26 protein-coding genes are annotated in these 26,731 nt (G+C 72.6%); 19 read left to right on the top strand and 7 right to left on the bottom strand.

Annotation, left to right across the window (positions count from 1 at the left end; all coding sequences use genetic code 11):
* Position 1: 1 nt before the first annotated feature.
* The 6 genes from hypB to OTB19_RS00220 all read left to right on the top strand — a co-directional run bounded on the left by hypB (position 2) and on the right by OTB19_RS00220 (position 6,262).
* Positions 2 to 844, top strand: a complete 843-nt coding sequence (gene hypB, locus OTB19_RS00245) for a hydrogenase nickel incorporation protein HypB (protein WP_267795843.1) — start codon at positions 2 to 4, stop codon at positions 842 to 844.
* A complete protein-coding gene (gene hypF / locus OTB19_RS00240) occupies positions 844 to 3,282 on the top strand; it encodes a carbamoyltransferase HypF (RefSeq protein ID WP_267795842.1) in 2,439 nt (812 codons plus the stop codon). Before hypB ends, hypF begins: the two co-directional genes overlap by 1 nt.
* A complete protein-coding gene (locus tag OTB19_RS00235) occupies positions 3,251 to 3,628 on the top strand; it encodes a HypC/HybG/HupF family hydrogenase formation chaperone (protein ID WP_267795841.1) in 378 nt (125 codons plus the stop codon). The genes hypF and OTB19_RS00235 overlap by 32 nt, the downstream gene beginning before the upstream one ends.
* Complete coding sequence (gene hypD / locus OTB19_RS00230; protein WP_267795840.1) at positions 3,625 to 4,779, top strand: hydrogenase formation protein HypD; 1,155 nt, start codon at positions 3,625 to 3,627, stop codon at positions 4,777 to 4,779. The genes OTB19_RS00235 and hypD overlap by 4 nt, the downstream gene beginning before the upstream one ends.
* A gap of 67 nt (positions 4,780 to 4,846) precedes the next feature.
* Positions 4,847 to 5,836 carry a hydrogenase expression/formation protein HypE gene (hypE, locus tag OTB19_RS00225; RefSeq protein WP_324289497.1) on the top strand — a complete coding sequence of 330 codons (990 nt, stop codon included), beginning with the start codon at positions 4,847 to 4,849 and terminating at the stop codon, positions 5,834 to 5,836.
* Between the two features lie 54 nt (positions 5,837 to 5,890).
* On the top strand, positions 5,891 to 6,262 hold the full coding sequence (locus tag OTB19_RS00220; RefSeq protein WP_267795838.1) for a low affinity iron permease family protein: 372 nt from the start codon (positions 5,891 to 5,893) through the stop codon (positions 6,260 to 6,262).
* Between the two features lie 79 nt (positions 6,263 to 6,341).
* On the opposite strand, the gene OTB19_RS00215 is transcribed toward OTB19_RS00220, so the two are convergent.
* From OTB19_RS00215 to OTB19_RS00205, 3 genes are all read right to left on the bottom strand, one after another.
* Positions 6,342 to 6,680 carry a YciI family protein gene (locus OTB19_RS00215; RefSeq protein ID WP_267795837.1) on the bottom strand — a complete coding sequence of 113 codons (339 nt, stop codon included), beginning with the start codon at positions 6,678 to 6,680 and terminating at the stop codon, positions 6,342 to 6,344.
* 100 nt (positions 6,681 to 6,780) lie between these two features.
* Positions 6,781 to 7,344 (bottom strand): DoxX family protein, encoded by a 564-nt coding sequence (locus OTB19_RS00210; RefSeq protein WP_267795836.1) that lies wholly within the window; start codon positions 7,342 to 7,344, stop codon positions 6,781 to 6,783.
* Between the two features lie 129 nt (positions 7,345 to 7,473).
* Positions 7,474 to 8,610, bottom strand: coding sequence for an AI-2E family transporter (locus tag OTB19_RS00205; protein ID WP_267795835.1), 1,137 nt, complete (start codon positions 8,608 to 8,610; stop codon positions 7,474 to 7,476).
* 156 nt (positions 8,611 to 8,766) lie between these two features.
* Between OTB19_RS00205 and OTB19_RS00200 the strand changes: the two genes are divergently transcribed.
* The gene (locus tag OTB19_RS00200; protein ID WP_267795834.1) at positions 8,767 to 10,293 is read left to right on the top strand and encodes an MFS transporter; all 1,527 of its coding nucleotides are present in this window, start codon (positions 8,767 to 8,769) and stop codon (positions 10,291 to 10,293) included.
* Between the two features lie 170 nt (positions 10,294 to 10,463).
* A complete protein-coding gene (locus tag OTB19_RS00195; RefSeq protein WP_267826426.1) occupies positions 10,464 to 10,673 on the top strand; it encodes an acyl-CoA carboxylase subunit epsilon in 210 nt (69 codons plus the stop codon).
* Positions 10,674 to 10,694: 21 nt separating this feature from the next.
* On the opposite strand, the gene OTB19_RS00190 is transcribed toward OTB19_RS00195, so the two are convergent.
* The gene (locus OTB19_RS00190; protein ID WP_267795983.1) at positions 10,695 to 12,326 is read right to left on the bottom strand and encodes an FAD-dependent oxidoreductase; all 1,632 of its coding nucleotides are present in this window, start codon (positions 12,324 to 12,326) and stop codon (positions 10,695 to 10,697) included.
* A 295-nt stretch (positions 12,327 to 12,621) separates the two neighbouring features.
* Between OTB19_RS00190 and OTB19_RS00185 the strand changes: the two genes are divergently transcribed.
* From OTB19_RS00185 to OTB19_RS00155, 7 genes are all read left to right on the top strand, one after another.
* Positions 12,622 to 13,722, top strand: a complete 1,101-nt coding sequence (locus OTB19_RS00185) for a SchA/CurD-like domain-containing protein (protein WP_267795832.1) — start codon at positions 12,622 to 12,624, stop codon at positions 13,720 to 13,722.
* 97 nt (positions 13,723 to 13,819) lie between these two features.
* Positions 13,820 to 14,266 carry a cupin domain-containing protein gene (locus tag OTB19_RS00180; RefSeq protein WP_267795831.1) on the top strand — a complete coding sequence of 149 codons (447 nt, stop codon included), beginning with the start codon at positions 13,820 to 13,822 and terminating at the stop codon, positions 14,264 to 14,266.
* Complete coding sequence (locus OTB19_RS00175) at positions 14,263 to 15,534, top strand: beta-ketoacyl-[acyl-carrier-protein] synthase family protein (protein ID WP_267795830.1); 1,272 nt, start codon at positions 14,263 to 14,265, stop codon at positions 15,532 to 15,534. The genes OTB19_RS00180 and OTB19_RS00175 overlap by 4 nt, the downstream gene beginning before the upstream one ends.
* A complete protein-coding gene (locus OTB19_RS00170) occupies positions 15,531 to 16,781 on the top strand; it encodes a ketosynthase chain-length factor (protein WP_267795829.1) in 1,251 nt (416 codons plus the stop codon). The genes OTB19_RS00175 and OTB19_RS00170 overlap by 4 nt, the downstream gene beginning before the upstream one ends.
* A 57-nt stretch (positions 16,782 to 16,838) precedes the next feature.
* Entirely contained in the window at positions 16,839 to 17,093 is a 255-nt protein-coding gene (locus OTB19_RS00165; RefSeq protein WP_267795828.1) for an acyl carrier protein, read from the top strand.
* A 1-nt stretch (position 17,094) separates the two neighbouring features.
* The gene (locus OTB19_RS00160) at positions 17,095 to 17,577 is read left to right on the top strand and encodes an SRPBCC family protein (RefSeq protein ID WP_267795827.1); all 483 of its coding nucleotides are present in this window, start codon (positions 17,095 to 17,097) and stop codon (positions 17,575 to 17,577) included.
* Positions 17,578 to 17,597: 20 nt separating this feature from the next.
* Positions 17,598 to 17,930, top strand: a complete 333-nt coding sequence (locus OTB19_RS00155; protein ID WP_267795826.1) for a TcmI family type II polyketide cyclase — start codon at positions 17,598 to 17,600, stop codon at positions 17,928 to 17,930.
* A gap of 94 nt (positions 17,931 to 18,024) precedes the next feature.
* On the opposite strand, the gene OTB19_RS00150 is transcribed toward OTB19_RS00155, so the two are convergent.
* Positions 18,025 to 19,428 carry an amidohydrolase family protein gene (locus tag OTB19_RS00150; protein ID WP_267795825.1) on the bottom strand — a complete coding sequence of 468 codons (1,404 nt, stop codon included), beginning with the start codon at positions 19,426 to 19,428 and terminating at the stop codon, positions 18,025 to 18,027.
* Positions 19,429 to 19,692: 264 nt separating this feature from the next.
* Here OTB19_RS00150 and bla point away from each other — a divergent pair, with 264 nt between their 5' ends.
* Positions 19,693 to 20,628 carry a class A beta-lactamase gene (gene bla / locus OTB19_RS00145; RefSeq protein ID WP_267795824.1) on the top strand — a complete coding sequence of 312 codons (936 nt, stop codon included), beginning with the start codon at positions 19,693 to 19,695 and terminating at the stop codon, positions 20,626 to 20,628.
* Positions 20,629 to 20,740: 112 nt separating this feature from the next.
* On the opposite strand, the gene OTB19_RS00140 is transcribed toward bla, so the two are convergent.
* A complete protein-coding gene (locus OTB19_RS00140) occupies positions 20,741 to 21,994 on the bottom strand; it encodes an NAD(P)/FAD-dependent oxidoreductase (RefSeq protein ID WP_267795823.1) in 1,254 nt (417 codons plus the stop codon).
* A gap of 236 nt (positions 21,995 to 22,230) precedes the next feature.
* Between OTB19_RS00140 and OTB19_RS00135 the strand changes: the two genes are divergently transcribed.
* Entirely contained in the window at positions 22,231 to 23,112 is an 882-nt protein-coding gene (locus OTB19_RS00135; protein ID WP_267795822.1) for an oxygenase MpaB family protein, read from the top strand.
* A 43-nt stretch (positions 23,113 to 23,155) separates the two neighbouring features.
* Positions 23,156 to 23,473: a UBP-type zinc finger domain-containing protein gene (locus OTB19_RS00130; protein ID WP_267795821.1), complete on the top strand. Its 318-nt coding sequence runs from the start codon at positions 23,156 to 23,158 to the stop codon at positions 23,471 to 23,473.
* 47 nt (positions 23,474 to 23,520) lie between these two features.
* On the opposite strand, the gene OTB19_RS00125 is transcribed toward OTB19_RS00130, so the two are convergent.
* Positions 23,521 to 25,008 carry a L,D-transpeptidase gene (locus tag OTB19_RS00125; protein WP_267795820.1) on the bottom strand — a complete coding sequence of 496 codons (1,488 nt, stop codon included), beginning with the start codon at positions 25,006 to 25,008 and terminating at the stop codon, positions 23,521 to 23,523.
* A gap of 412 nt (positions 25,009 to 25,420) precedes the next feature.
* On the opposite strand from OTB19_RS00125, the gene OTB19_RS00120 reads away from it, so the two are divergent.
* Positions 25,421 to 26,665 (top strand): serine hydrolase domain-containing protein, encoded by a 1,245-nt coding sequence (locus OTB19_RS00120; RefSeq protein ID WP_267795982.1) that lies wholly within the window; start codon positions 25,421 to 25,423, stop codon positions 26,663 to 26,665.
* The last annotated feature ends 66 nt before the right edge of the window (positions 26,666 to 26,731 follow it).

The raw sequence follows: 26,731 nt of genomic DNA, 5'->3' as shown, positions 1-26,731 counted from the left end.
CATGTGCCGAGTCGTCGACCTCAAGCAGGCGGTGCTGGCCAAGAACGACGAAGCCGCCCGGGCCCTGCGCGCCGAACTCACCGCCCGCGGCACCACGGTCGTCAACCTGCTCTCCAGCCCGGGCAGCGGCAAGACGGCGTTGCTGGAACGCGAGCTGCTGCTCGCCCGTGAGCGGGGAGTGGCCGTCGCCGCCCTCACCGCCGACCTCGCCACCGAGAACGACGCGGCGCGGCTGGCCCGTTCCGGCGTCCCCGTCAAGCAGGTGCTCACCGACGGGCTGTGCCACCTGGAGGCCGGGATGCTGGGCCGACACCTGGACGGCTGGATGCCCGACGACACCCGGCTGCTGTTCGTGGAGAACGTCGGCAACCTGGTCTGCCCGGCCTCCTACGACCTCGGGGAGTCCCTGCGGGTCGTCCTCGCCTCCGTGACCGAGGGCGAGGACAAGCCGCTCAAGTACCCCACCGCCTTCGGGCTCGCCCACCTGGTGATCGTCACCAAGACCGACATCGCGAAGGCCGTCGAGTTCGACGAGGACGCCTTCCGCGCCCATGTGCAGCAGGTCAACCCGGGCGTGGAGGTGGTCCTCACGTCCGCCCGCGCGGACGAGGGCGTGGGCCTCCTGCTGGACCGGGCCCTGGCCGTCGGGGCGGGCGCGACGGTCCACGCGCCGGTCATGGCGGGACGGGACGGGGGACACCTCGACCACCACCACGGTGCGCACGACCACGATCACGGGGCCGACCACGATCACGACCACAGCCACGACCACGACCAGGACCACGGCCACGGTCACCTGCCTCCGCATCGGCACGCCGACGCGGCAACGACGCAGAGCCGCTGATGGAAGCGGTGCAACGGCGACGGGTCGTCGTCCGGGGCGTGGTCCAGGGCGTCGGATTCCGTCCGTACGTCTACACCCGGGCCATCGCGCTCGGACTGGCCGGGCACGTCACCAACACCCCGGAAGGTGTCGTCGCCGAGGTCGAGGGCGCCTCGGCGGCGGTCTCGGAGTTCTGTGAGCGGCTCGCCGCCTGCGCCCCGCCGTTGGCCGTCGTGGACGCCGTCGACCACTGCGAGGTACCCGTCGCGGGCGGCACCGGCTTCACCATCGTCGCCTCCAGGGGCGGCGGTCCCGCCCGCACGCTGGTCTCGCCCGACGTGGCGACCTGCGCGGACTGCCTCGCGGAGCTGGCCGATCCGGCCGACCGACGACACCGCCACCCCTTCATCACCTGCACGCACTGCGGGCCCCGGTTCACGATCGTCACCGGGCTGCCGTACGACCGGGCGCACACCACGATGGCCCGCTTCCCGATGTGCCCGGACTGCGCCCGGGAGTACACCGACCCCGCCGACCGCCGGTTCCACGCCCAGCCGGTCGCCTGCCCCGCCTGCGGGCCCCGGTTGCGGCTCCTCGTCGGCACACCGCCCCGCGAACCCGCCGCCGACGAACCGGCGGCCGCGGACCCGGTGGCCGCCGCGCGCCGGCTCCTGGCCGACGGGGCGATCCTCGCGGTCAAGGGACTGGGCGGATACCACCTCGCCTGCGACGCGACGCGGCCCGCGGCGGTGGCCGAACTGCGCCGCCGCAAGGGCCGGGGCGACAAGCCCTTCGCCCTGATGGCCCGCGACCTCGACGACGTCGAGGCCCACGTCCACATCGGCCCGCGGGAACGGAGCCTGCTCACCGGCGCCGTACGTCCCATCGTGCTGCTGCGCCGTCGCCCCGCCGCCGAACTCGTCGGTGTCGCCCCGGGCAACCCGGACCTCGGCGTGATGCTCCCCTACACGCCGCTGCACCACCTGCTGCTCGGGCTCCCCGGTGACCCTCCCGGCCCCCGCCTGCTCGTCATGACCAGCGGCAACCTGGCCGGCGAACCGATCGTGACCGACGACGCCGAGGCCCTGGAACGGCTCGGCCGGCTGGCCGACGCCTGGCTCACCCACGACCGCCCCATCCACGTCCCCTGCGACGACTCGGTGGTGCGGGTCCTGGACGGGGAGCCGCTGATCGTGCGGCGCTCGCGCGGGCACGCACCCCTGCCCCTGGACCTCCCGCTCCCGGTACCCGCGACGCTGGCCGTCGGGGGAGACCTGAAGAACACCTTCTGCCTCGGCGAGGGCCGGCGGGCCTGGCTGTCCGCCCACATCGGCGACATGGACGACCTCGCCACCCAGGACGCCTTCGCCGGCGCGGTGCGCCAACTGGAGGGCATCACCGGCGTCACACCCGCCCTGCTCGCGGCCGACCGGCACCCCGGCTACCGCTCGGCGCACTGGGCCGCCCGCAACGCCGCGGACCGGCCCGTGATCCGGGTCCAGCACCACCACGCGCACGTCGCCGCCACCATGGCCGAACACGGTCTGGGCGCGGACCGCCGGGTGATCGGCGTCGCGTTCGACGGCACGGGCCACGGAGACGACGGGGCCGTGTGGGGCGGGGAGTTCCTCCTCGCCGACTACGCCGGTCACACCCGGTTCGCGCACCTCGCGTACGTCCCGCTGCCCGGCGGCGACGCCGCCGTACGGCGCCCGTACCGCATGGCGCTGTCCCACCTGCGGGCGGCGGGCCTGGACCGGTCGCCGGACCTGCCATGCGTCGCGGCCTGCCCGCCGGACGAACTACACGTCCTGGAAACCCAGTTGAGGACCAACCTCAACTGCCTGCCGACCTCCTCCATGGGCCGTCTCTTCGACGCCGTCTCCTCACTGGCGGGCATCTGTCACCACGCGGGCTACGAGGCCCAGGCGGCGATCGAGCTGGAGGCGGCGGCGCGCACGGCCCGGGAGGCCGGCGTCGCGGACGAGGGGTACGCCTTCGCCCTGCGGCCCGCCGTCCCCCAGGCCGGCGCCGTTCCCGACGCCCGGGTCCACCCCGATGCCGCCGCTCACCCCGATCCCCCGATGACCGTCGACCCGGCCCCCGTGCTCGCGGCCGTGGTGGCCGACGTGCGCGCGGGAACATCGGCCTCGCTGATCGGCGCGCGCTTCCACCGCGCCGTCACGGACCTGGTGGCCGAGGTCTGCGTCGCCGCCCGGGAGCGGCACGGCCTGGACACCGTCGCCCTCACCGGCGGGGTGTTCGCCAACACCCTCCTCTCCTCGGCCTGCGCCGAGGCACTGCGGGGGCACGGCTTCACGGTACTGCGTCACCACCGAGTACCCCCGAACGACGGGGGACTGGCCCTCGGGCAACTCATGGTGGCGGCGGCCCGCACCACCGAACACCCACAGCGAGGAGAAGCCCATGTGCCTGGCGGTACCCGGCAGAGTGGTTGAGATCGCGGAGGAGAACGGCACCCGCATGGCCACCGTCGACTTCGGCGGAGTGGTCAAGGAAGTGTGCCTGGAGTACCTGCCGGACCTCCAGGTGGGCGAGTACGCCATCGTCCACGTCGGTTTCGCGCTCCAGCGCCTGGACGAGGAGTCGGCCAAGCAGACCCTGGAACTCTTCGCCCAACTCGGCATGCTGCAAGAAGAGTTCGGCGACCCCTGGGAGCAGGCGGCGGAGGCGGGCGGAGCGCCCTGGCCGTTCGAGGACGACGAGTCGGACACCGTCGCCGACCCGGCGGTCGTGGGACCGGCCGACGGTGGGCACGCATCGCAGGAGGCACGGCAGCAGTGAAGTACATCGAGGAGTTCCAGGACCCCGAGCTCGCCCGCCGGCTCCTGGACGACATCCACGCCACCGTCACCCGCCCCTGGGCGCTGATGGAGGTGTGCGGAGGGCAGACCCACACCATCATCCGGCACGGGATCGACCAACTTCTTCCCGAACAGGTCGAGTTGATTCACGGCCCCGGCTGTCCGGTGTGCGTCACCCCGCTGGAGGTCATCGACAAGGCCCTGGAGATCGCCTCCCGGCCCGACGTGATCTTCTGCTCCTTCGGGGACATGCTCCGCGTCCCCGGGACCGGCCGCGACCTCTTCCAGGTCCGCAGCGAGGGCGGCGACGTACGCGTCGTCTACTCCCCGCTCGACGCACTGAAGATCGCCCGGCAGAACCCGAACAAGGAAGTCGTCTTCTTCGGGATCGGCTTCGAGACCACCGCCCCGCCCAACGCCATGACGGTCCACCAGGCCCGCAAGCTCGGCATCCGCAACTTCAGCCTGCTCGTCTCCCACGTGCGCGTCCCCCCGGCCATCGAGGCGATCATGCAGTCGCCGAGCTGCCGCGTCCAGGGCTTCCTGGCCGCCGGGCACGTGTGCAGCGTGATGGGCATGGGGGAGTACCCCGAGCTGGCCGCCAGACACCGGGTCCCGATCGTGGTCACGGGCTTCGAGCCGCTGGACATCCTCGAAGGCGTACGGCGCGCCGTACGCCAGCTCGAACGCGGCGAACACACCGTGGACAACGCCTACGCGCGCGCGGTCCGCCCCGAGGGCAACCCGGCGGCCATCGCCATGCTGGAGGACGTCTTCGAGGTCACCGACCGCGCCTGGCGCGGCATCGGCGTCATCCCCGACAGCGGCTGGCGGCTCTCCGAGCGCTACCGGGACCACGACGCCGAACACCGCTTCTCCGTCACCGGCATCACCACCCGCGAGCCCGCGGAGTGCCGCAGCGGCGAGGTCCTCCAAGGCCTCATCAAGCCGAACCAGTGCGAGGCCTTCGGCACCACCTGCACCCCGCGCAACCCCCTCGGCGCCACCATGGTGTCCAGCGAGGGCGCCTGCGCCGCGTACTACCTCTACCGGCGCCTCGACCTCACCCCGGTGCGCGGCGCCGACCCCACAGCACGGACCACACCGCTGGAGGCGAGCCCCGTTGCCTGAGACCACCACCCTCGACGTCACCGGCTGGACCTGCCCGGCCCCCCTGCGGGACCGCCCCCGCGTGGTGATGGGCCACGGCGGCGGCGGCGCCCTCTCCGCCGAACTGGTGCAACACCTCTTCGCCCCGGCGTTCGGCGGTGAGGTGCTGGCCCAGATGGGCGACGCCGCCGCGATCACCCTCGGCGGCGCCCGACTGGCCTTCTCCACCGACTCGTACGTGGTCCGGCCGCTGTTCTTCCCCGGCGGCGACATCGGCGACCTCGCCGTCAACGGCACCGTCAACGACCTGGCGATGAGCGGCGCCCGCGCCGCGTACCTGTCCTGCGGATTCATCCTCGAAGAAGGCGTCGAGATGTCCGCGGTGGCCCGGGTGGCGCGGTCCATGGGCGCGGCCGCCCGCACCGCCGGCGTCGAGATCGCCACGGGCGACACCAAGGTCGTCGAGGCGGGCCACGGCGACGGCATCTACGTGAACACGGCCGGCATCGGCCTCATCCCGGACGGGGTGGACCTGCGCGCACAGCGCGTCGTGCCCGGCGACGTGGTCATCGTCAGCGGGGAGATCGGACTGCACGGCGTGGCCATCATGAGCGTGCGCGAGGGCCTGGAATTCGGGGTGGACATCGAGAGCGACTGCGCGGCGCTCGGCGGCCTCGTCGAGGCCATGCTCGCGGTCACCTCGGACCTGCACGTGCTCCGCGACCCCACCCGGGGCGGGGTCGCGGCCGCCCTCAACGAGATCGCCGCCGCCTCCGGGACCGGTGTGGTCCTCCAGGAGGGCAAGGTCCCGATCCCGGACCCGGTCGCCAACGCCTGCGCGATCCTCGGCCTCGACCCCCTGTACGTGGCGAACGAGGGGAAGCTGGTCGCGTTCGTACCGCGCGAGCACGCCGAAGCGGTCCTCGACGCGATGCGCGCCCACCCGCTGGGACGCCGCGCCGCGGTGATCGGGGAGGCGGTGGAGTCCCACCCCGGTCTCGTCGTCGCCCGCACGGGCCTGGGCGGGACGCGCGTGGTGGACCTGCCACTGGGGGAGCAGCTGCCGCGGATCTGCTGATCCCGGGGGAGGCCCGGTCCCCCCGTGGCGCCGGAAGAAGGGATGATGTTCGACATGACATTCGAACATCCCGCCGAGAAGAACGAGGACGGCCACGTCGGCCCGTTCGAGAAGCTGGCCGAGCTGGCTTCCAACTTCACGAGTTCGGCGGCCTTCTTCGTGGTGTGCGTGGCCCTGGTGGTCAACGTCGTGGTCGTGCACGTCCTGCACCTGTCCACGAGCTGGCAACACCTCGCGGGCGACGCCGTGGCCTCCGTCGCCCTGCTCCTGCTGGCCCTGCTCAAGAACTCCGAACGGCGGGCCGAGCACGCCATCCAGCGCAAGCTGGACGCCATCGCCGCCGCGCTGCTGGAACAGCACTCGGGCAGGCCGGGCACGGCGCACGCGGAGCTGGAGAAGGCGATCGGCATCGAGGAGCGCCAGTAGGGCCGGTCCGGTCGCCACGCGTGGGCGGCCCTCCCGGCCGCCGGACGGGAGGGGCCGCCTTCGCTCAGTCGGTCTTCGCTCAGTCGGTCGAGTCGGGCATGATCTCCCGGACCTCCTGCGCGCAGCGGCACGCGGCGGCGATCCGGGCAGCCCACTCCAGCGCGTCCCCACGCGCGGGCACATCGATGATCGAGAACCCGCCGAGAACCGCCTTGGTCTCCGGGTACGGGCCGTCGGTGACGGTCCCGTCGGGGGCCACGACGCTCGCCCGCTGACTTTCCAGCCCACCGCCGAAGACCCACACGCCGGCGTCCCGAGCCTCCCGCACCACCCTGTGCGAGGCCTCGACCAGCGCGGGCAGGTCCTCGTCGGGGAAGGTCATGGCGCCGTCGTCGAACGAGATCAGGTACCGCGGCATACGTGGCTCCCTCGGCCTTCGGCCTCCTTGGGCCGCCTCTCACCCTACGACGACGCCTCCGCTCAGGACCGGCGTTCAGCCGGCTTCCGAAGGAGAGACCTCAGGCGTCGACGCCCGAGAGCGGGTCCTCGCCCGAGGCGGAGTCGGGGGCCGCCGCGGCGGCCAGGGCGGCGTTGCGGCGACCGACGACGACGGTCGCCGCTGCCGCGCTGAGCGCGAACGCCAGCGCCAGCACGGCCGGCCGGTCGAGCCGGTGCCGGGTGAAGTGGTCGACGGAGTAGCGGCCCGGCCCGGCGAGTCCCAGTCCGGCCGCCACGTAGCCGAGGAAGGCCGGGTACTCGAAGCCCCCGCCCTGCGCGAAGAACCCCGCCGGCGCGTGCACCGACACGGCGCCCGCCATCGCGCCCGCGGCGGCGGCGCCCGCCGCCGGGGTCGCGAGCCCGAGCGCCAACAGGGCGCCACCACCCGCCTCGCCGAGCCCCGCCGCGAGCGCGCTCGGCCGCCCGGGGGCGAAGCCCATGTGTTCCATGGCCTTCGCGGTGCCGTCGAGGCCGCCACCGCCGAACCAGCCGAAGAGCTTCTGCGTGCCGTGTGCCATCAGCACCCCGCCCGCCCCCAGTCGCAGGGCGAGCAGTCCGAGGTCCTTGCGGCGGTGGATGTCCATGGGGCCGAGGCCTTTCCGTGGGCGTGACGGTGTGCGGGGGGAGCGTTCGGGATCGGTCGTACCGGGTCCCAGCTTGACGGTGGCACGGGGCCCGCGCACCCGATGCGTACGCCGGAAGAGGTCCCGGCCTCACACGGGGGCGGGCGGCCGCAGTGATTGCCGGACGGCCCAGGCCACCGACACCAGGGGCACCGCGACCACCGCGCCGACGACGCCCGCGGCGATGGCGCCGGCCACCACCGACAGGGCCACGACCACCGGATGCAGCCGCACCGCCCAACTCATCACGAGCGGATGCAGCAGATGGCCCTCGATCTGCCCGATGACCACGATCAGCGCGACCACCAGGCACGCCACCAGCGGCCCCTTCGCGGCCAGGGCGACGACGGCGGCCACCGCGAGGGCGACCGGGGAACCGATCAGCGGGATGAACGCGGCGAAGAACTCCAACAGGGCGAGCGGCACGGCGAGCGGCACCCCCAACGCGAACAGCGCGACGCCGACGAGGATGGCGTTCGTCCCGGCGACGAGCAGGATGCCGTGGGTGTAGCCGGTGAACGTCCGCCACGCCGCCCGTCCGGCGGTCGCCACCCGGTCCTCGGCGGTCGGCGGGAGCTGCGTGCAGAACCAGGCCCACTGCCGATCGCCCGAGTGGATGAAGAAGACCGAGCAGAACAGGGCCAGGGCGATCACGGTGAAGATCTCCACGAGCCGGCCGGCGCCACTGACCGCGGTGCTCAGCAGGGTCGACCGGTGGCTCGACAGGTAGGAGGTGATGCGCGCCTGCACGTCGTTCAGGGCGTGCGGGTCCAGGCGCAGCGGCGGCTGCTCCAGCCAACGCTGGATCCGACCCAGGCCGTCCTTGAACTCCGCGAGCAGATTGGTCCACTCGGAGGCGATCGTCTCGCCGACGAACGCGAACGCGCCGAGCAACAGCAGGATGCTGCCGACCAGGGCGCACGCGACGGCGAGCGGGCGGGGCATCCACCGGGCCAGGAGACCCGTCAGGGGACGGAGCACGGCGGTGACCACGAGGCCGAGGAAGACGGCCACGCCGACCTCGTGAAACCGGCCCAGGACCGCGAACACCGCGTACGTCACGGCCCCCACGGCCAGCAGCCGCCAGGAGTACGCGGCGACCGTGCGCAGCAGCGGCGAGACGTGGGGCGTGCCCGCCGGCAGCGGAGGTCGCGGACGCCGGGGGCGGCCGGTCGCGCGCGGGCGGGCCGGCCGGGGTGCCGACCGCGCCGCGGATCGTCTGGTCATGGCAGTGCCCCACCTCCGGAAGTGTTCCTCGACAGGTTCCACGGCACGCCGCGTCCCCTGCGGGCGCGACGTCACATTCGCCCGAACGAACCGGCGGATACCCCCGTTTCACCCGCGGGCGTTTGTCCGCGAGGGAGGTCGGGCAGACGGTGCGTCATGGCTGAGCTCACGGGTGGGAACCAGGGGACGATCACGACCAGCGTCCCCGCGAGACTGGACCGGCTGCCGTGGTCGCGGTGGCACTGGATGATCGTGATCGGGCTGGGGACCGTGTGGATCCTCGACGGCCTGGAAGTCACGATCGTCGGCAACATCGCCGGTCGGCTCTCCGAGGACGGCAGCGGCCTCAGCATCACGGACGCCCAGGTCACCGGTGTCGCGGCGGCCCTGTACGTGGCCGGGGCCTGCGCCGGGGCGCTGTTCTTCGGACGCCTCACCGACCTGTTCGGCCGCAAGAAGCTCTTCCTGATCACCCTCGGCGTCTACCTGGCGGCGACCGCGCTCACCGCCGTGTCCTTCTCGCCCTGGTGGTTCTTCGTCTTCCGCTTCCTCACCGGTTTCGGCATCGGCGGCGAGTACGCGGCCATCAACTCCGCGATCGACGAACTGATCCCCAGCAAATACCGCGGGCGCGTCGACCTCATCATCAACGGCAGCTTCTGGCTCGGCGCGGTCGCCGGCGCACTGCTGTCCGTCCTCGCGCTCGACACCGACATCTTCCCGGCCTGGCTCGGTTGGCGGCTCACGTTCGCGCTCGGCGTCGTCCTCGGCCTGGTGATCCTGCTCGTCCGCCGGCACGTGCCCGAAAGCCCCCGGTGGATGTTCATCCACGGCCAGGGCGAGGAGGCGGAGAAACTCGTCGCCGACGTCGAACGCCAGGTGGAGCGCGAGAAGGGCGCCCCGCTCCCCGAACCGGGGGAGGCCATCACCATCGAGCAGCGCGGCAGCATCGGATTCGGGGAGATCGCCAGGACCGTCTTCCGGTCCTACCCGCGGCGGGCCGTGCTCGGCCTCTCCCTCTTCGTCGGCCAGGCGTTCCTCTACAACGCGATCACCTTCGGCTTCGGCACGATCCTGGTCCGGTTCTTCGACGTCTCCAGCTCGGTCACCGGCTACTACTTCGCCGTCATCGCCTTCGGCAACTTCCTCGGACCGCTGTTCCTGGGCCGGTTCTTCGACACCATCGGCCGCCGGCCGATGATCGCCGGCACCTACGTCCTGTCCGGCCTGCTGCTCTTCGGCACCGCCTGGCTCTTCGGAGCCGGCATGCTCACGGCCTTCACGATGACCGCCTGCTGGTGCGTGGTGCTGTTCTTCGCCTCCGCCGGGGCGCGTTCGGCGTACCTGACCGTCAGCGAGATCTTCCCGATGGAGACACGCGCGATGGCGATCGCCTTCTTCTACGCGGTGGGCACCGCCGCCGGCGGCATCTCGGGTCCGCTGGTCTTCGCGGACCTCACCTCCAGCGGAGTGGTCGCCGACGCCGTGCTCGCGTTCTGCATCGGGGCCTCGCTGATGGTGGCGGCCGGCCTGGTCGCGGTCTTCTTCGCGGTGGCGGCGGAGGGCAAGTCCCTCGAATCGATCGCCACCCCCCTCTCCGCCCGCGCCACCGGGGAGCAGGGCGGTACCGAGGGCGGGCCGCGGGCGGCGGACCGTGCTGAGAGCCGCACCCCACTCGGGTGACGGCCGTCCCCGGCCAGGACCTCACGCCCGGGCGAACGGCCCGGGCGTGACCCGGACGGCTGTGGACAAGTCCTTCGAACACGACAGGTCCGCGCCGTGCTCGTAGCGTCGTCGGCATCAGGGGGCCTGGTGCCCCGAAGGGCGAACTCTCCTGACGGGAGGGCATGCCGATGCCGGAAGACGCTTCCGTGTCCAGCCTGCTGCGCGTCCACCGAGGCTCCGCCGAACCCGAGGAACTGGCGGCGATCGCCGTCGTGGTCGCCTGCCTCGCCGGGCGCCTGTCCCGGGCGGCGAGCCCCCCTCAGGAAGCGAGGCACCACCGCCGGCATCCGCGCCCCGGAGGGCACGGATGCTGGGCGGGGTGCTGGGCCTGCCGGTGACACCGGCAGGCCGCACGGACCTCAGTCCCGCCTGAGGACGGTCATCATGGCCGTCAGGAGCGTCTCCTGGGGGTCGGCGACCGCGTCCTCGCAGCGCCAGGCCACGAACCCGTCAGGCCGCACGAGCACCGCGCCCCCGGCGCCGATCTCGTGGACCTCCGTCCAGTCGGCGTCGGCCGGCTGGACCAGGTCGGCGTCGGCCGCGGAGCCGATCGTGTACCCGGCCAGGCGCGCGGACAGCTGCTCGGCCACCTGCGCCGCCGCCGCCCGCCACGGGGTTCCCGCCGCGCTCAGCAGCACGAAGGACCGCTCGTACAGGTCGAGCAGCGAGATGCGCTCCCCGGCCCTGCTCACCCACATGTGCGGGGCCCTGGTGCCCACGTCACCCTTCAGGCGCAACGCCTCGGGGATGATCGGCCGGCCCGGGTCACCGCCGACGACCGCGCCCTGCGGGTAGCAGTAGCCCATCGCCGTGGTCAGGACCCCGCTGCCGGGGCCCCCGCCCATGGTCGGCGGCGGGGTGTACCCCGGGTGGCTGTGTTCCGCGGAACGCGCCGAGGCCCGCAGGCTCGTGGCCCGGGCCACCGGCAGCCGCTCGGCCTCGTACGTGTCGAGCAGTTCCTGGCCGGCCGCTCCCTGGAGCACCGCCGCGATCTTCCAGGCGAGGTTGTGCGCGTCCTGGATGCCGGTGTTCGAACCGAACGCCCCGGTCGGGGACATCTCGTGGGCCGCGTCGCCGACCAGGAAGGCCCGGCCCGACGAGTACCACTCCGCCACCCGTTCGGCCGCGTGCCATGGGGCCCGGCCGCCGATCTCCACGTCCAGGTCGGGCACGCCGACCGCCGCGCGGATCTGGCGCGCGCAGCGTTCGTCCGTGAAGTCCTCCAGCGTCTCCCCGTTCTCGGGGTGCCAGGGGGCGTGGAAGACCCACTGGGTCTCGTTGTCGACCGGCAGCAGGGCCCCGTCCGCGCCCGGGCGCATCAGGTAGCACACGATGAACCGGACGTCCCCGAGGACCTCGATGAGCTGCTCGGAACGGAACGTGATGCTCACGTTGTGGAACAGTTCACCGCTGCCCGTCTGGGGGATGCGCAGCGCCTCGCGGACGGGACTGCGCGGGCCGTCCGCGGCGATGAGGAAGTCGGCGCGCACGGTGAGGTGCTCGCCCGTCTCCCGGTCCTTCACCAGGGCGGTGACGCCTTCCTCGTCCTGGTCGAAGCTCATCAGCTCGGTGGAGAACCGCACGTCCGCGCCCTGTGCGCGGCTCTGCTTGGCCAGCTCCGGCTCGATGTTGTTCTGGCTGCACAGGCACCAGCCGGTGGGGCTGAAGCGGGCGAGTGCCCCGGACGGGTCAACGCCCTTGATCAGCCAGTTGAACTCGCCCCCGACCAGGGACTGGGCTTGCAGGATGCCGTGATTCTCCTCCAGCACGGCCGCCGCGCTGCGGATCGCCGGCTCGGCCTGAGCCGTCCGGAAGAGCTCCATCGTGCGTGCGTTGATGCCACGGCCGCGCGGGTGGACGGACGTACCGGCGTGCTTCTCGACCACCATGTGCCTGACGCCGTGACGGCTCAGGAACAGGGAGGTGGACAGGCCCACGAGTGAGCCGCCCACCACAAGGACCGGTACACGGACGTCGACTTTGTCTTCGATCAACTGAGGGCTCCTGTTTCTGTGCGGGGCGGTGCACTTTCTTATGCCCCGATCAGCCGGCGGGCCCGGGCGATTCGCCACTTCTCACCCGGACGATCCTGAGATCTGGCGTTCTGCCCACTGCTGGATGACGATGAGCGACAGCGGATCCACGCATATGCCCCTCTTCGTCCACCCTGGCAAAGAGGGAAGCGGCCCGGACCGTTCCGACCGGCGCAGCGGACGCGGCGCACCCCGGGAACACGTCCCCGGCGACCACGTCCCACGACCGAGACCCTCACGAAGGAGTGAGCAGATGACAACCGCCCTGTCCGAGAGGGTGTCCCAATCGGCCTTCGACGGATCCATGCTCCGGGTCGTCCTGCTGATGGACCTGCACGAAGGCGTCCAGCAGCAGTTCTTCGACGCCTACGAGCAGCTCCGCCACGACATCGCCTCGGTTCCGGGGCACCTCGGCGACCAGCTGTGCCAGTCGTTCGAGAACCCCTCCCAATGGCTCATCACCAGTGAGTGGGAGAGCGCGCCCCAGTACCTCGCCTGGGTCAACAGCGAGCACCACGCCGAACAGGTGAAGCCGCTCGGCGCCTGCGCCCGCAGCATGCGACCGCTGAAGTTCACCGTGCTGCGGGAGACCGGCAAGCGCTACGACCGGCCCGAGCTGACGCCCTCCGTACGGCTCCAGCCCACGCCCCGCCTCGGCGCCGGGATCGTCCGCCACGCCCTGACCTTCACGGTCAAGCCGGGCAGCGAGAAGGCCGTCGCCGACCTCCTGTCCTCCTACGACTCCCCGGCGGCCGAGGTCGACGCGCACACCCGCCTGTGCCGCACCTCCCTCTTCATGCACGGCAACCGGGTGGTCCGGGCCGTCGAGGTCGAAGGCGACCTCACCGCGGCCCTGCGCCACGTGTCCGAGCAGCCGGAGGTCCGCGCCGTCGAGCAGGCCATCAACCCCTACCTCGAACAGGACCGCGACCTGGCCGACCCCGAGTCCGCCCGCCTGTTCTTCATGAAGGCGGCGCTCCCGGCCGTCCACCACGTGGCCGAGCACGGCGCCGACGACGCCCCAGTGACCCGGCACGCGCTGTTCTACCCGGCACGGGAAGGCCGCGGCGCCGAGCTCGCCGAGTTCCTGTCCCAGCAGGACGAGCGGGCCGCGGCGCGGCCCGATGGCCCGGTCCGCAGCAGCAGCATCTTCCAGCGCGACGACATCGTCGTGCGCCTCCTCGACGTGTCGCTCCCCGCGGGCGCCGAACTCGCCGCCGCCTTCGAGATCGAAGGACCGCGCGCCGAGGTGACCCTCGAACGGCTGCTCGCGGCGCCGTCCGGGGCCGACGGCCCGGCAGCTCCCCACCCCATGACCCCGGTCACCGACCGCCGGGCACCCGAACGGTCCTGAGGACCGCCCGGTATCCGCGGCCCGCCCGGGCCACCGCCACCACCACCCCGCCCCGCGCCCCTGTCGAGGCAACCCGCACGCCTGGAGGAAGTCAGTCATGAGCACACATCGCCCACGCATCGTCGACCTCAGCGAGACCCAGCCCAACCGCAGGCGCGGAGGCGACCTGAGAGCGGTGCTCACCCCGACCTCGGTCGGCTCGACCAGCGGGTTCATGGGTCTGGCCGTCATGGCCCCGGGCGAGTCGATCGCCGAGCACTACCACCCGTACTCCGAGGAGTTCGTGTACGTGGTCGCCGGCAACCTGGAGGTCGACCTCGACGGGGAGGCCCACCCGCTGCGCGTCGACCAGGGGCTGCTGGTGCCGCTGAACGTCCGCCACCGTTTCCGCAACGTCGGCGACACCGAGGCCCGCATGGTCTTCCACCTGGGCCCGCTCGCCCCCCGGCCGGAACTCGGCCATGTCGACACAGAAGAGGCCCCGCACCCGCACGAGTCCGCGTGGGACCAGCGGCCACCCGAGCACTCGGAGGTCGTCGCATGACCCGCCGACGGGTGGCCGTGACCGGGGTCGGCGTCGTCGCCCCCGGTGGCATCGGCACCCGCGCCTTCTGGGACCTGCTCTCCAACGGGCGCACCGCGACACGGGGCATCACCCTCTTCGACCCGACCGGGTTCCGCTCCCGGATAGCCGCGGAGGTCGACTTCGACCCCGCCGACCACGGGTTCACCCCCGGCGAGGCGGAGCGACACGACCGGTACATCCAGTTCGCCCTGGTCGCGGCGCGCGAGGCGGTGGCCGACGCCGGCCTCCACCTCGACTCCGACGAGGCCTGGCGCACGGGAGTCTCCCTGGGCACCGCCGTCGGCGGAACCACCCGCCTGGAGCACGACTACGTCGCCGTCAGCGACAAGGGCGCCTGGTGGGACGTCGACCACCGGCTCTCCTCACCCTTCCTGCACCGGGCGTTCACCCCCGCGACGCTGGCTTCCGCCGTCGCGGAACAGACGGGCGCCCGCGGACCCGTACAGACCGTCTCGACGGGCTGCACCTCGGGCCTCGACGCGATCGGGTACGCGGTCCACGCCATTCAGGAGGGCCGGATGGACGTGTGTATCGCCGGTGCCTCGGACTCTCCCGTCTCCCCGATCACCGTGGCCTGCTTCGACGCCATCAAGGCGACCTCGCCGAACAACGACGACCCCGCCCACGCGTCCAGGCCGTTCGACGCCGACCGCGACGGGTTCGTCCTCGGCGAGGGCGGAGCGGTCCTCGTCCTGGAGGAGCTGGAGCACGCCCGAGCCCGCGGCGCGACCGTCCACTGCGAGATCGGCGGGTACGCCACCTTCGGCAACGCCCACCACATGACCGGCCTCACCACCGAGGGGCTGGAGATGGCCCGGTCCATAGAGACCGCCCTCGGGCAGGCCCGGGTCAACGCCGCGGAGATCGACTACGTCAACGCGCACGGCTCCGGGACCAAGCAGAACGACCGGCACGAGACCGCGGCCGTCAAGCGGGTGCTCGGCGACCACGCCTACCGGACGCCGATGACCTCCATCAAGTCGATGGTCGGCCACTCGCTCGGTGCCATCGGTGCCATCGAACTCGCCGCCTGCGTGCTCGCGATGACCCATCACGTGGTGCCGCCGACGGCGAACTACGAGACCCCCGACCCGGAGTGCGACCTGGACTACGTGCCGAAGACGGCCCGCAGCCACACCCTGCGCAGCGTGCTCTCCGTCGGCAGCGGATTCGGCGGATTCCAGTCCGCCGTCGTCATGACCCAGCCGAAGGAGGTGCGCGCGTGAACAGTCGCTCCGAGGGAGCCTCGGTCATCACCGGCATCGGGGTGGTCGCGCCCAACGGGATCGGGATCGAAGCCTTCTGGAAGGCGACCCAGGCCGGCGACAGCGTCCTGGACCGCGTCAGCCGACAGGGCTGCGAGCACCTCCCGCTGCGCATCGCGGGGGAGGTGCGGGGCTTCGACCCCGGCACCCTGGTCGAGGACCGCTTCCTCGTACAGACCGACCGGTTCAGCCACTACGCGCTCGGCGCCGCCGACCTCGCCCTGGAGGACGCGCGGCTCGCGCAGGCCGACTACGCCGACGACGCCTTCTCGGTCGGGGTCGTCACGGCGGCCGGCTCGGGCGGCGGCGAGTTCGGGCAGCGCGAACTGCAACGGCTGTGGGGGCAGGGCCCCCGCTACGTCGGCCCGTACCAGTCGATCGCCTGGTTCTACGCCGCCAGCACCGGACAGATCTCCATCCGACGCGGGCTCAAGGGCCCGTGCGGGGTGGTCTGCGGGGACGAGGCCGGCGGGCTGGACGCCTTCGCCCACGCCGCCCGGGCCATCCGGCAGGGCAGCCGGGCGATGCTGGTCGGCGCGACGGAGGCACCGCTCGCCCCCTACTCGGTCGTCTGCCAGCTGGGCTACGAGGGTCTGAGCACCGACGACGACCCCGAGCGGGCCTACCGCCCCTTCACCGCGAAGGCGTCGGGCTTCGTACCCGCCGAAGGCGGCGCGATGTTCGTCGTCGAGGACGCCGAGTCCGCCGAACGACGCGGTGCGACGGTCCGCGCCGTCGTGGCGGGTCACTGCGCGACGTTCACCGGACCGCACCGCTGGGAGGAGTCGGGCGAGGGCCTGTCCCGCGCCATCCGAGGCGCCCTCCGCGAGGCGGACTGCGCCCCCGAGGAGATCGACGTGGTCTTCGCCGACGCCCTCGGGATCCCCGCCGCCGACACGGCCGAGGCGTGGGCCATCACCGACGCCCTCGGGAGTCGCGCGAGCCGGGTGCCCGTCACGGCGCCCAAGACCGGGACCGGGCGGGCCTACTGCGCCGCCGGCACCCTCGACGTGGCCGCGGCCGTGATGGCACTGGAACACGGCGTCGTCCCTCCGACGCCGAACGTCTTCGAGGTCTGCCACGACCTCGATGTGGTCACCGGCGGCGCGCGCACCGCACGGTTGCGGACCGCGCTCGTGCTCAGCCGGGGCCAGATGGGCTCGAACTCGGCCCTCGTCCTCCGCAGAGGACCGGAATCCGCCGTGTAGGGCGCGCCACGCCGGCGCCGCCGGCCCACCCGCCCTCGTAGGAAGAGAGAAGGCACCATGTCCGACCGCCTCACGATGGAAGAGCTGGCGTCCCTGATGAAGGGCGCCGGCATCACCGTCGACCCCGTCGAGCTGACGAGTCGCCCGGAATCCCGGTTCGACGAGTACGGCCTCGACTCGCTGGGCCTGCTCGGCATCGTCGGTGAGCTGGAGAACCGGCGCGGCCGGGCACTGCCCACCGACGCCGACCGCTGCGCGAGCCCGCGCGAGTTCCTCGACCTCGTCAACAACAGCCTCATGACAGGAGCCTGACATGCCCGGCCACACCGACAACGAGATCACCGTCAACGCACCCGTCGACGTGGTGTGGGAGGTGACCAACGACCTCCAGAACTGGCCGCAGCTCTTCAGCGAGTACGCCTCGATCGAGATCCTCGACCGCGTCGGGGACACCACGAAGTTCCGGCTGGCCATGCACCCCGACGAGAACGGCGTGGTGTGGAGCTGGGTGTCGGAGCGGACCGTCGACCGCGAGGGCCTCACGGTCAAGGCGCGCCGGGTCGAGACCGGCCCGTTCGCCCACATGAACATCCACTGGGAGTACCACCCGGTCTCCGGCGGCGGCACCCGGATGCGCTGGATCCAGGACTTCGCGATGAAGCCCGACGCGCCGGTCGACGACGCTTGGATGACCGACAACATCAACCGCAACTCCCGCACCCAGATGGCCCTCATCCGGGACAAGATCGAACAGCTGGAGCGGGAGAGCCGCGAGCCCGTGACCAGTCAGCGCTGACGGACGAAAGGCACAGCACCATGCACCAGGCTCTCATCGTGGCCCGCATGGCCCCCGGTTCCGCGCCCGACATCGCCGGCCTGTTCGCCGCGTCGGACGCGGGCGAACTGCCCCACCTGGTCGGGGTCAAGAGCCGCAGTCTCTTCCAGTTCGGGGACGTGTACCTCCACCTGATCGAGTCCGACAAGCCACCGGCCCCGGCGATCGCCCAGGTGACCGACCACCCGGAGTTCCGGGACCTCAGTGACCGGCTCTCCGTGTTCATCAGTCCCCACGACCCGCAGACCTGGCGGAGCCCGAAGGACGCCATGGCCCAGCAGTTCTACCGCTGGGAGCGCTCGGCCGGCCGGTAGCCGACCCGGCGTCCACGCCACGGACACCCGCCACACCGCGACGGCTCTGCCCCGTTCCCAGGGGGCAGAGCCGTCGGTGCGCACACCCGGCCGATCAGCCGAGGCCCGCCCGGTCGGCGGCCGCCACGACGTGGTCGCGCGAGGCCCGCGCCTCCTCCCGCAGCGCGGACAGGTCGACGTCGAGGAGCCGGCCGTCCCACTTGCGGACCTGCCCCGCCACGAACACGGCATCGAGGTTGCGCGCGTCCGCACCCAGCACGACGGTCCCCACCGCGTCGTTGAGCGGCATGTTGTTGACGTCCTCGCCGCGGATGACCAACACGTCCGCCTGCTTGCCCACCGTCAGCGAACCGGTCACGTCCGCCAGCCCGTTGGTCCGCGCGCCCTGGAGGGTCGCGAAGTCCAGGACGTCGAGCGTGCCGATCCGCGACGGCTCCCGGTCCGTGCCGTACACCGCGGCCACGGCGCGCATGCGTTGGATCGCGTGCAAGGTCCGCATCTGCGTGAACATGTCGCCGGCCAGCGCCACCTCCACGTCGATGCTCAGGCCCGGCCGGACCCCGGCCCCGAGCGCCTCGTCGACCGCGGGGACGGCGCTCTCCAGGCCGATCTGCGCGTCCGAGGTCGGGGCCAGCGCCACGGTTGTCCCGCTCGCACCGATGGCCCGCCAGGCGTCGGGGGTCAGGCCCGTCGCGTGGATCAGCGTGACCTCCGGCCCCAGCAGTCCGGCACGTTCCCACCGCGACACGGCCCGCGAGGAGGCCGCGCCGAACACCGCGTCCACGCTCACACCCACACCCAAATCCCCTGCGGTGCGCGCCAGTTCCGGACCGTAGGCAAGCCACGGCCCGGCGATCTCGTCCGTTGCCAGGGCGGCGAGCCGGAAGGTCAGCAGGTCGCTTCCGTACGTGTCACGAAGCCGACCGAGGTCGGCCGGCCACTGCTCGTCCCAGTCGCCGAAGTGCGGACCCATGGCCGCGTGCACCCCGCGGATGCCCGTGTCGATCAACGCGCGCACGGCGCTGTCCGAGTGCTCCGCGCTGCGGGAGTTGTGCGAGAAGTCGAGCATCGTCGTGATCCCGCAGTCCAGCGCCGACAGCGCCGCCAGCCTGGTGCCGACGTACATGTCGTGCGGCCGGTAGACCGGCGCGTACCCCGCCAGGGTGGTCCGTACGTAGGCTCCCAGGTCGTCCACGTCGGGCATCACCCGGCGCAACTGGCCCTGCCAGGCGTGCCGGTGGGTGTCCACGAAGCCGGGAGTCAGCACGCAACCGGTCGCGTCGACGACCACGGCGTCGACGGCCGCGCCCCGAGCGGCGAGGTCCCGGCCGACGGCTGCGATCACCTTCCCCTCGATCAGGAGGTCGCCCACGGGCAGGACACCGGTACGGGGATCCATCGTCACCACGGTCGCGCCGGTGAGCAGGACACGGCGCCGCGCGTCGGGCACGCGCAACCGGTCGAGCAGGGCCGCGCGGGTGGCGTCGTTCAGGTACATGGGGGAGCGGTCCGATCGGGGGAGGAGAGGCCGTCTCGGTCGAGCCGGCCCACTCATCGTGTGACCGCCCCCGCCTCCGAACCAGGCTCCACCGCACCGGGCCCCACCGAGCCCGGGTGCGCCACACCCCGGGATGCGGGCCACCGTTGTGCCGCACCACCAGGCCCGTCAGGATCGTCAGGAGCCCGCGTCCCAGGGGAACCATTCGCCCCTATGGTGCGTGTCTGGAGGAAAGCACCCTGACACCACGGGAAAGGACGCCCCTTGAACACCACCACATCGACGGCTTCGGGCTCGCGTCGACGCGCGATCCTCGCGCTCGGGGCGGGGGCGGCACTGACCGCGGCCCTCCCGATGGGCGGGACTGCGTACGCCTCGGACCCGGAAGGCGACCTCGTGGCACGCCGGTTCGGGGAACTGGAGCGACAGCACTCGGCCCGCGTCGGCGTGTTCGCCCTCGACACCGCCACCGGCCGGACCGTGAGCCACCGGGCCGACGAACTCTTTCCGATGTGCTCGCTGTTCAAGACGCTCGCCGCGGGAGCCGTCCTGCGCGACCTCGACCGCCGCGGGGAGTTCCTCGCCAAGCGCATTCACTACACCGAGAAGGACGTCAAGGAGGCCGGACACACGCCGATCACCTCCAAGCCCGAGAACCTCGCCCACGGCATGACCGTCGAGGAACTGTGTTCGGCGACGATCGCCTTCAGCGACAACGCCGCCGGCAACCTCCTGCTGCGCGAACTCGGCGGGCCGACCGCCATCACCCGGTTCTGCCGCTCCCTCGGGGACGGGACGACCCGGCTCGACCGCTGGGAGCCCGAACTCAACTCGGCCGAACCCGACCGGATCACCGACACCACCACCCCCCGTGCCATCGCGCACACCTACGCACGCCTCACCCTCGGCGGCGCGCTCACCGCCCCCGACCGTGAACGGCTCACCGGCTGGATGCTGGCCAACACGACCAGCTCCAAGCGGTTCCGCGCCGGGCTTCCCCCGGAATGGACGATCGCGGACAAGACGGGAGGCGGGCAGTACGCGACCAACAACGACGCGGGCATCGCCTGGCCGCCCGGCCGTCCCCCGATCGTCCTCGCGGTGCTGACGACCAAACATGATCCCGATGCCCCGGCCGACGACCCGCTCGTCGCCGAATCGGCCGCGCTGGCGGCGTCCGCCCTCGGCCACCCGAGGTAGCCCCGGACCCGCCCGTCCCCCGCACCACCGACCGGCCGAACCCCAAGTCGAGCCGGTCGGCAGCGCGGTCGGCACCGACCGGCTCGGGGCGAAGCACGCCGTGCCCCGGCGGTCAGGTGCGGGTGGCGCGATCGGTCAGGAGTTCCCGTGCGGCGCGCGTGCCCGAGGCCATGGCCCCCTGTACGGAACCCGTCGCGCGGTGGTCGCCGCACACGTACACACCGTCCTCCACCCTCGTGGTCCGGCTGAGGGGCCAGGGCGGCGGCATCGCGGGCAGCGCGCCGGGCACCGTGACGGCGGCCACGGCCTGCCACCGGGTCGCGTCCGTCCCGTACACCTCGGACAGGACGGACACCAGCGCCGAGCGTCCCGCGGGGGTGTCGTCCCCGAGCACCGAGGTCGACACCAGGGCGCGGCCGTCGACGGCGTAACCGGGGACCACCTCCGTCAGCACGCACGTGTTGAGGAACCGCCGCCGGCTGTCGACCAGCAGGGTCGGTTCGCGCAGCGGCGAGAGGGGGGTCGCGTGGTAGTAGGTGGTGACCGTGCGCGTCGGGCCGGGCTCGCCCAGTGCCGGTACGAGCGCGGACGCGCACGCCGTGTCGGTGGCGACCACGACGCCGGTGGCCTCCAGGGCGGTACCGTCCGCGAGGACCACTCCGGCGCCGGACACGGCGGAAACACGCGCCTCCAGCTCCAGGGAGCCCTCGGGCAGGCCGCCCGCCAACTGCTCGGGCACCGCCCCGATCCCGTTGGAGGGCAGGGTGAGGGTTCCCCGGATCATGCTGCGCCAGGTCAGGTGGAACATCCGGCTCGACGTCTCCAGCTCGTCCTCCAGAAAGACGCCCGCGAGGAACGGACGCATGAAGGCGTCGACGAGGGCGTCGTCCACCCCCCAACGCGCCAGTTCCCGCCGGGTCGTACGTTCCGGAAGCCGCCGCAGTGCCCGAACGGGCGCCAAGGTGTCCACCGCGGTCAGCGCGCCGAGTCCGGCCAGTCCGCGGAGCGGGGTGCGTCGACCGGTGAGCAGCGCGGCCGCGTCGCCCGGGCGCCTGGTCGGGTCCCCGAACCGCACCCGACCGCCGTCCGGCATGTGGCTCAGGACTCCCGGGGTGAAGGGGCGCAGTCGCAGGTCGCGCAGGTTCACACGGCGCTTGACCTGCGGGTAGGCGGTGTTGAACACCTGGAACCCGCGATCCAGTACGAACCCGTCCCGAAGGTCGCTGCGCATCCTTCCGCCGACCCCGTCGGACGCCTCCAGCACGCGCACCCGTACCCCCGCCCGTGCCAGGTCGAGCGCGCAGGTGAGACCGGCGAGCCCGGCCCCCACGACGATCACATTGCCCTGCCGGTCACGACTGCTCACGGGTACCTCCTGGTGGCGGCTTCACCCACTGTTTCGCCGGCCGGGACCGGATCGGATGCGGTGGACCGTCGCCACGCGTCGATTACGGGAATCGGGTGATCATTCGATCCGGGCCGTCACGGGCGTCCGCTGTCGGTCGGCCCCGCCGCCACGGGGGACACCGCCGAGGGCCAGGTGAGGGCCCACGACCGGCCCCGCACCTGGTGGGGCCGGCGTTCGCGGAGGAGGATGGCGTCATGAACCAGCCCGCGCCGTCGAGACGCGGTCCACGGGAGCGACTCGGCGCCGGCCTCTTCGCCCGCGTGGCCGGACCCGAGGGCCGGGCGAACCGCGCCCGCATCCACGGCGCCCCCGGACCCCGCTGGTTCGGGCCCGAGCGTCCCATCCGCACCGTGCACGGGGACGCCTCGATGTTCGTCGGCGGCCTCAGCGCCCTCCTGCTCCAATCGCTCCACCCGCTGGCGATGGCCGCCGTCGCGGCGCACTCCGGATTCCGCGGCGACCCGTGGGGGCGGCTCCAACGCACCAGCACCTTCCTCGCGGTGACCACCTACGGCACCGCCGAGGACGCGCAGCAGGCGGTCGACCGGGTACGGGCCGTACACGAACGGGTCCGCGGCCGGACGTCCGACGGTCAGGCCTACCACGCGGCGGATCCGCACCTGCTGGGCTGGGTCCACGCGGCGGAGGTCGACAGCTTCCTCCGCGCCCACCAGCGCTTCGGCGCGCATCCCCTCGACCCCGCCGGCTGCGACGCGTACCTCGCGGACACCGCCCGGGTGGCCCGCGCGCTCGGGGTACAGGACCCGCCCCGAAGCCGGGCGGAGCTGGCCCGCCTGCTCGCGGAGTACCGACCGGAACTCCGCGCCACGCCCCAGGCCCGGGAGGCGGCGCGCTTCGTCCTGCGCCACCCGCCCCTGCCCAGGGCGGCCCGCGGACCCTATGCCGTGCTCGCCGCGAACGCGGTCGCCCTGCTGCCGCCGTGGGCCCCGGGACTGCTGGGGCTGTCCGGGGCGCGGGGCGGCGTGAGCGGTGGCCTCGTACGACTCTCCGGACACGCCCTGACCGGCTCCATCAGGTGGGCGATGGCCCCGCCGCCGCCCGGACCACCGGGGTGACCACCGGACCTGCCCCCAGGACCCTCACACCGGAGGACTACCGATGACCGGATGGATCGTCGCCCCCGACGCCGGGCGCGTCGAAGAGGTGAGCTGCGGACATCTCGACCAGGCCCCCGACGAGGAGCCGCCCGCGCCCGTACGTGGCTGCGAGGAGTGCCTCGCGGCCGGCGGTACATGGGTCCACCTGCGGAAATGCCTGATCTGCGGGCACGTCGGCTGCTGCGACAGCTCCCCGGGTCGGCACGCCTGGGCGCACGCCGACACCACCGACCACGCGCTGGCGCGCTCGTTCGAGAAGGGCGAGGCCTGGGCCTGGTGCTACCAGGACTCGCTGTTCCTGCTCCCCGAACCGACCTGAGCGTCAAGGCCGGCCGCGAAGTCACGGGCCCCGCCGCCCCCTCCGTCTCAGGTGAGCGGGCGCAACCGCGACGGGGTGTGGCCCACCGCCGACGCCCGCGGCACGGCCGGCCCCAGCGAGGGTTCGGTCGCGCCGGCCAGTGCGCTGCCGGCCTGCCAGGCCGACCAGTCGAGGTTCCAGTCGCCGAAGCCGTTGTCGAACGGCGTCATCCGCTCGCCGCCGCTGTTCACCACCTCCACGATGTCCCCCTCCCGTACCAGGTCGAAGAACCAGGCGGCGTCGGCGGTGCTCATGCCCGTGCAGCCGTGGCTGACGTTCTCCTCGCCCTGCGCCTCCACCGACCAGGGGGCGGCGTGCACATACTCGCCGCTCCAGGTCACCCGGGTCGCGTAGAGCACCGGCAGGTCGTAGAACTCGGTCGTGCCGCGCTTGATGCCGACGGTGTCCCCACGCATCCGCACCTTGGCCTCCTTGCCGAGGACCACCTTGACGCCACTGCGGGTCAGGAACCCGGCCTTCCCGGTGGTGACCGGGATCGAGCGCAGGACCCGGTCGTTGCGGCGGACCGTCATCCGGTGGGCGGCGGAGTCGGTCACCGCCTCGACGCGTTCCCCGATGGTGAGGTGCGAGGGCTCCGACGGGCCGCCGTGCAGGTCGCCGATCTCGACCCCGTCGAGGCCGCTGTGCACGCGTACCTCGGTGTGGGCCGGCCAGTAACCGCGCGGCCGGTAGTGCAGGGTCGAGTCGTCGACCCAGTGCCAGGAGCCCTCGACGGCGGGTTCCGAGGTCACCTGGAGCGCCCCTTCGAGGCGGGCCCTGGCCGTCCGGTCCCCGGCCGGGACGGGGTGGCTCAGTGAGGCCGTCACGATCTGGCCCGCCCCGTACGTCCCCGATCGCGGGCCGAACTCGACGGTCAGCCGGTCGTGTTCGCGCGGCGGCGCCGTGCGGAACGCCATCGTGACCCCGACCGGGGTGCCGGCGGCGTCCTGCGCCGCCACGCGCACGGTGTAGTGCTCGCCGGCCCGCAGCGGCTCGGTGTTGGTCCAGCGGTGGTCCGCCGCGCCGAGTGCGCCGCCGACATGACGGCCGTGCCCGTCCCGGACGGTCACGTGCGTCAACCGGCCCGGTTCGGCGAGGGAGATCTCCAGCGGGCCGCCCGCGTCCGTGGGCAGCGAGACGGCCTTCGCCCCGCCGTCCGGACCCGAGGCCGTCGCGTCGCGTACGACCGACCCGGCCCCGTGCGCCGTGGCCAGGACCCGCTGGCGCTGCAACGCGCCGCACAGGCCCGCCCGGAACGCCTTGCCCCCGCAGCGCTCGTCCCCGTGCTCGTCGCCCTCGTCGCGCTCGCCGGTGTCGAGGATCCGGCCCACCAACAGGGCGAGGGAGGCGTCCGGTCCGTCGGCGCCGGGACGCGCGGGAACGGGCGCGGGGGCCGCGGCGGCCACGAGGGCGGTTCCGACCACCGCACCGCCGACCAGGCTCCACACCTTGTTCCGGCGTCGTCCTCGCGCACGGTGTGTCGATGACGTCGTCATGCAGCCCTCCCATTTCACCCACGGCCGGATGACAGCATCAGAACGATTTCAAGGCAGGATGATGATCATGACTCGGGCATGTGAGGCCGAACGGGGTGAAAAGTGAACCCGTGCGGAGCAGCCCGACTGGCGCCCGTCGTCCCGTGCCCGTACAGGGTGGCGCCGCCCGTGAACGGTCCGAAGCGGAACGCGGGCCGAGTGGGGATCGCCGGAGGGTGACGCCCGGACATGGCCGGAAATCGCCTTCCGAACCCGGGGCTGTGGCCCTTCTCGTGGCTGTCTCCAGCCAAGATCTTTCGTAGGCTCAGAGCCGTTGCCGGTCAGGGAGGTTGACCCCCTCCCGCGGCACGTCCGTCTTCGCATGCCCGCATGCCCGCTTTCCCATCACGAACGAGTCGAGGAACCCGTGCGCCTGCCCCTTGATCGACGCCTGACCATCAGTGCCGCCCTGCTTGCCGTCGTGGCGGGTCTGGCGCCCGCGGCCACCGCCCACGCGGCCCCGTCGGCACCGGCCGTCCCGGCCGCGCGCCCCGCCGCACAGCCGCCGGCGCCCGACCTGGCGGGCCTGGAGCAGGTGTTGCGCAACACCCTGGCCGCCGGCGCACCCGGCGCGATGACCCGTTTCACCGGTCCGGCCGGTGTGGTGAACAGGGTGGCGGGCGTCCAGGACCGGACCACCGGGGCGGCCATGGACCCCGCGGCCCGCTTCCGGATCGGCAGCGTCACGAAGACGTTCTCCACCGTCGTGCTCCTCCAACTGGTGAACGAGGGACGGATCGGCCTGGACGACCCGGTCAACCGCCACCTGCCGGGCCTGCTCCCCGACGACCGGATCACGGTGCGTCACCTGCTCACCCACCGCAGCGGGTTGTCGGACTACACGAACGTCATGTTCGCGAACACCGTGCCGGGCTTCGAGTCCGTCCGGAACAAGGTGTTCGGGTACAAGGAGCTGGTCGACCTCTCCCTCGCCGAGCCCAGGACGACCGAACCGGGCGTCTCGTACAAGTACTCCAACACGAACTTCGTCGTGGTCGGGATGCTCATCGAGAAGGCCACCGGACAGCCGGTGGCCAAGGAGTACCAGCGCCGCATCATCAAGCCGCTGGGGCTCCGCAACACCTCCTACGTCCACCCCGCCACGGTGATCAAGGGCGCCCACGCCCACGGATACCTCCACCCGGACCAGGAGGGGGCCCCGCTGGTCGACTCCACCGAGCAGACGGTGTCCTGGGCGCAGACCGCCGGCGCGATGATCTCGAACCAGGCCGACCTGAGCACCTTCATGTCCGCCCTGCTGCGCGGCAAGCTGGTGCCGGCGCCCCTGCTGGACACCATGATCACCATGACGCCGACCGACACCACCAACACCCGCTTCTACGGGCTGGGCCTGCGCCGCTACGACCTCACGTGCGGGACCTCCGTGTACGGCCACACCGGCACCGTGCAGGGCTTCTACACCTACGCCTTCACCACCCGGGACGGCAGCCGCAGCCTCTCCGCGATGGCGAACACCTCGAACAGGGGCGCCGCCAACACCGCGCTGGGCGGCACGCTCGAAGCCGCGTTCTGCGGAAAGCCGGCCACCGCGCCGCCCGCCAAGGCGCGCGGTCTCGCGATGACTCCGGCCGAGGCGGACCTGCCCGAGCGCCGCTGACCCCGGCCGGGCGCGGTACCGCGACGAACCCCGTTCTCCGCGGTACCGCGCCCGGGACACCGACCG

The organism is Streptomyces sp. H27-H5, from assembly GCF_026627505.1.
In the GTDB taxonomy this organism is placed as follows: Bacteria; Actinomycetota; Actinomycetes; order Streptomycetales; family Streptomycetaceae; genus Streptomyces.
The sequence above is the reverse complement of the archived record's forward strand: the minus strand, read 5'-3'. Positions and strand labels throughout refer to the sequence as shown.

Bases quoted from the DNA above. Each gene is read 5' to 3' on its own strand.
- hypE (WP_324289497.1), top strand. From the start codon at position 4,847: ATGGGCCACGGCGGCGGCGGCGCCCTCTCCGCCGAACTGGTGCAACAC.
- OTB19_RS00160 (WP_267795827.1), top strand. From the start codon at position 17,095: ATGCCCGGCCACACCGACAACGAGATCACCGTCAACGCACCCGTCGAC.
- hypF (WP_267795842.1), top strand. From the start codon at position 844: ATGGAAGCGGTGCAACGGCGACGGGTCGTCGTCCGGGGCGTGGTCCAG.
- hypB (WP_267795843.1), top strand. From the start codon at position 2: ATGTGCCGAGTCGTCGACCTCAAGCAGGCGGTGCTGGCCAAGAACGAC.
- OTB19_RS00175 (WP_267795830.1), top strand. From the start codon at position 14,263: ATGACCCGCCGACGGGTGGCCGTGACCGGGGTCGGCGTCGTCGCCCCC.
- OTB19_RS00235 (WP_267795841.1), top strand. From the start codon at position 3,251: ATGTGCCTGGCGGTACCCGGCAGAGTGGTTGAGATCGCGGAGGAGAAC.
- OTB19_RS00220 (WP_267795838.1), top strand. From the start codon at position 5,891: ATGACATTCGAACATCCCGCCGAGAAGAACGAGGACGGCCACGTCGGC.
- OTB19_RS00205 (WP_267795835.1), bottom strand. From the start codon at position 8,610: ATGACCAGACGATCCGCGGCGCGGTCGGCACCCCGGCCGGCCCGCCCG.
- OTB19_RS00165 (WP_267795828.1), top strand. From the start codon at position 16,839: ATGTCCGACCGCCTCACGATGGAAGAGCTGGCGTCCCTGATGAAGGGC.
- OTB19_RS00215 (WP_267795837.1), bottom strand. From the start codon at position 6,680: ATGCCGCGGTACCTGATCTCGTTCGACGACGGCGCCATGACCTTCCCC.
- OTB19_RS00195 (WP_267826426.1), top strand. From the start codon at position 10,464: ATGCCGGAAGACGCTTCCGTGTCCAGCCTGCTGCGCGTCCACCGAGGC.
- OTB19_RS00185 (WP_267795832.1), top strand. From the start codon at position 12,622: ATGACAACCGCCCTGTCCGAGAGGGTGTCCCAATCGGCCTTCGACGGA.
- OTB19_RS00200 (WP_267795834.1), top strand. From the start codon at position 8,767: ATGGCTGAGCTCACGGGTGGGAACCAGGGGACGATCACGACCAGCGTC.
- OTB19_RS00125 (WP_267795820.1), bottom strand. From the start codon at position 25,008: ATGACGACGTCATCGACACACCGTGCGCGAGGACGACGCCGGAACAAG.
- OTB19_RS00180 (WP_267795831.1), top strand. From the start codon at position 13,820: ATGAGCACACATCGCCCACGCATCGTCGACCTCAGCGAGACCCAGCCC.
- OTB19_RS00150 (WP_267795825.1), bottom strand. From the start codon at position 19,428: ATGTACCTGAACGACGCCACCCGCGCGGCCCTGCTCGACCGGTTGCGC.
- OTB19_RS00130 (WP_267795821.1), top strand. From the start codon at position 23,156: ATGACCGGATGGATCGTCGCCCCCGACGCCGGGCGCGTCGAAGAGGTG.
- OTB19_RS00210 (WP_267795836.1), bottom strand. From the start codon at position 7,344: ATGGACATCCACCGCCGCAAGGACCTCGGACTGCTCGCCCTGCGACTG.
- OTB19_RS00135 (WP_267795822.1), top strand. From the start codon at position 22,231: ATGAACCAGCCCGCGCCGTCGAGACGCGGTCCACGGGAGCGACTCGGC.
- OTB19_RS00155 (WP_267795826.1), top strand. From the start codon at position 17,598: ATGCACCAGGCTCTCATCGTGGCCCGCATGGCCCCCGGTTCCGCGCCC.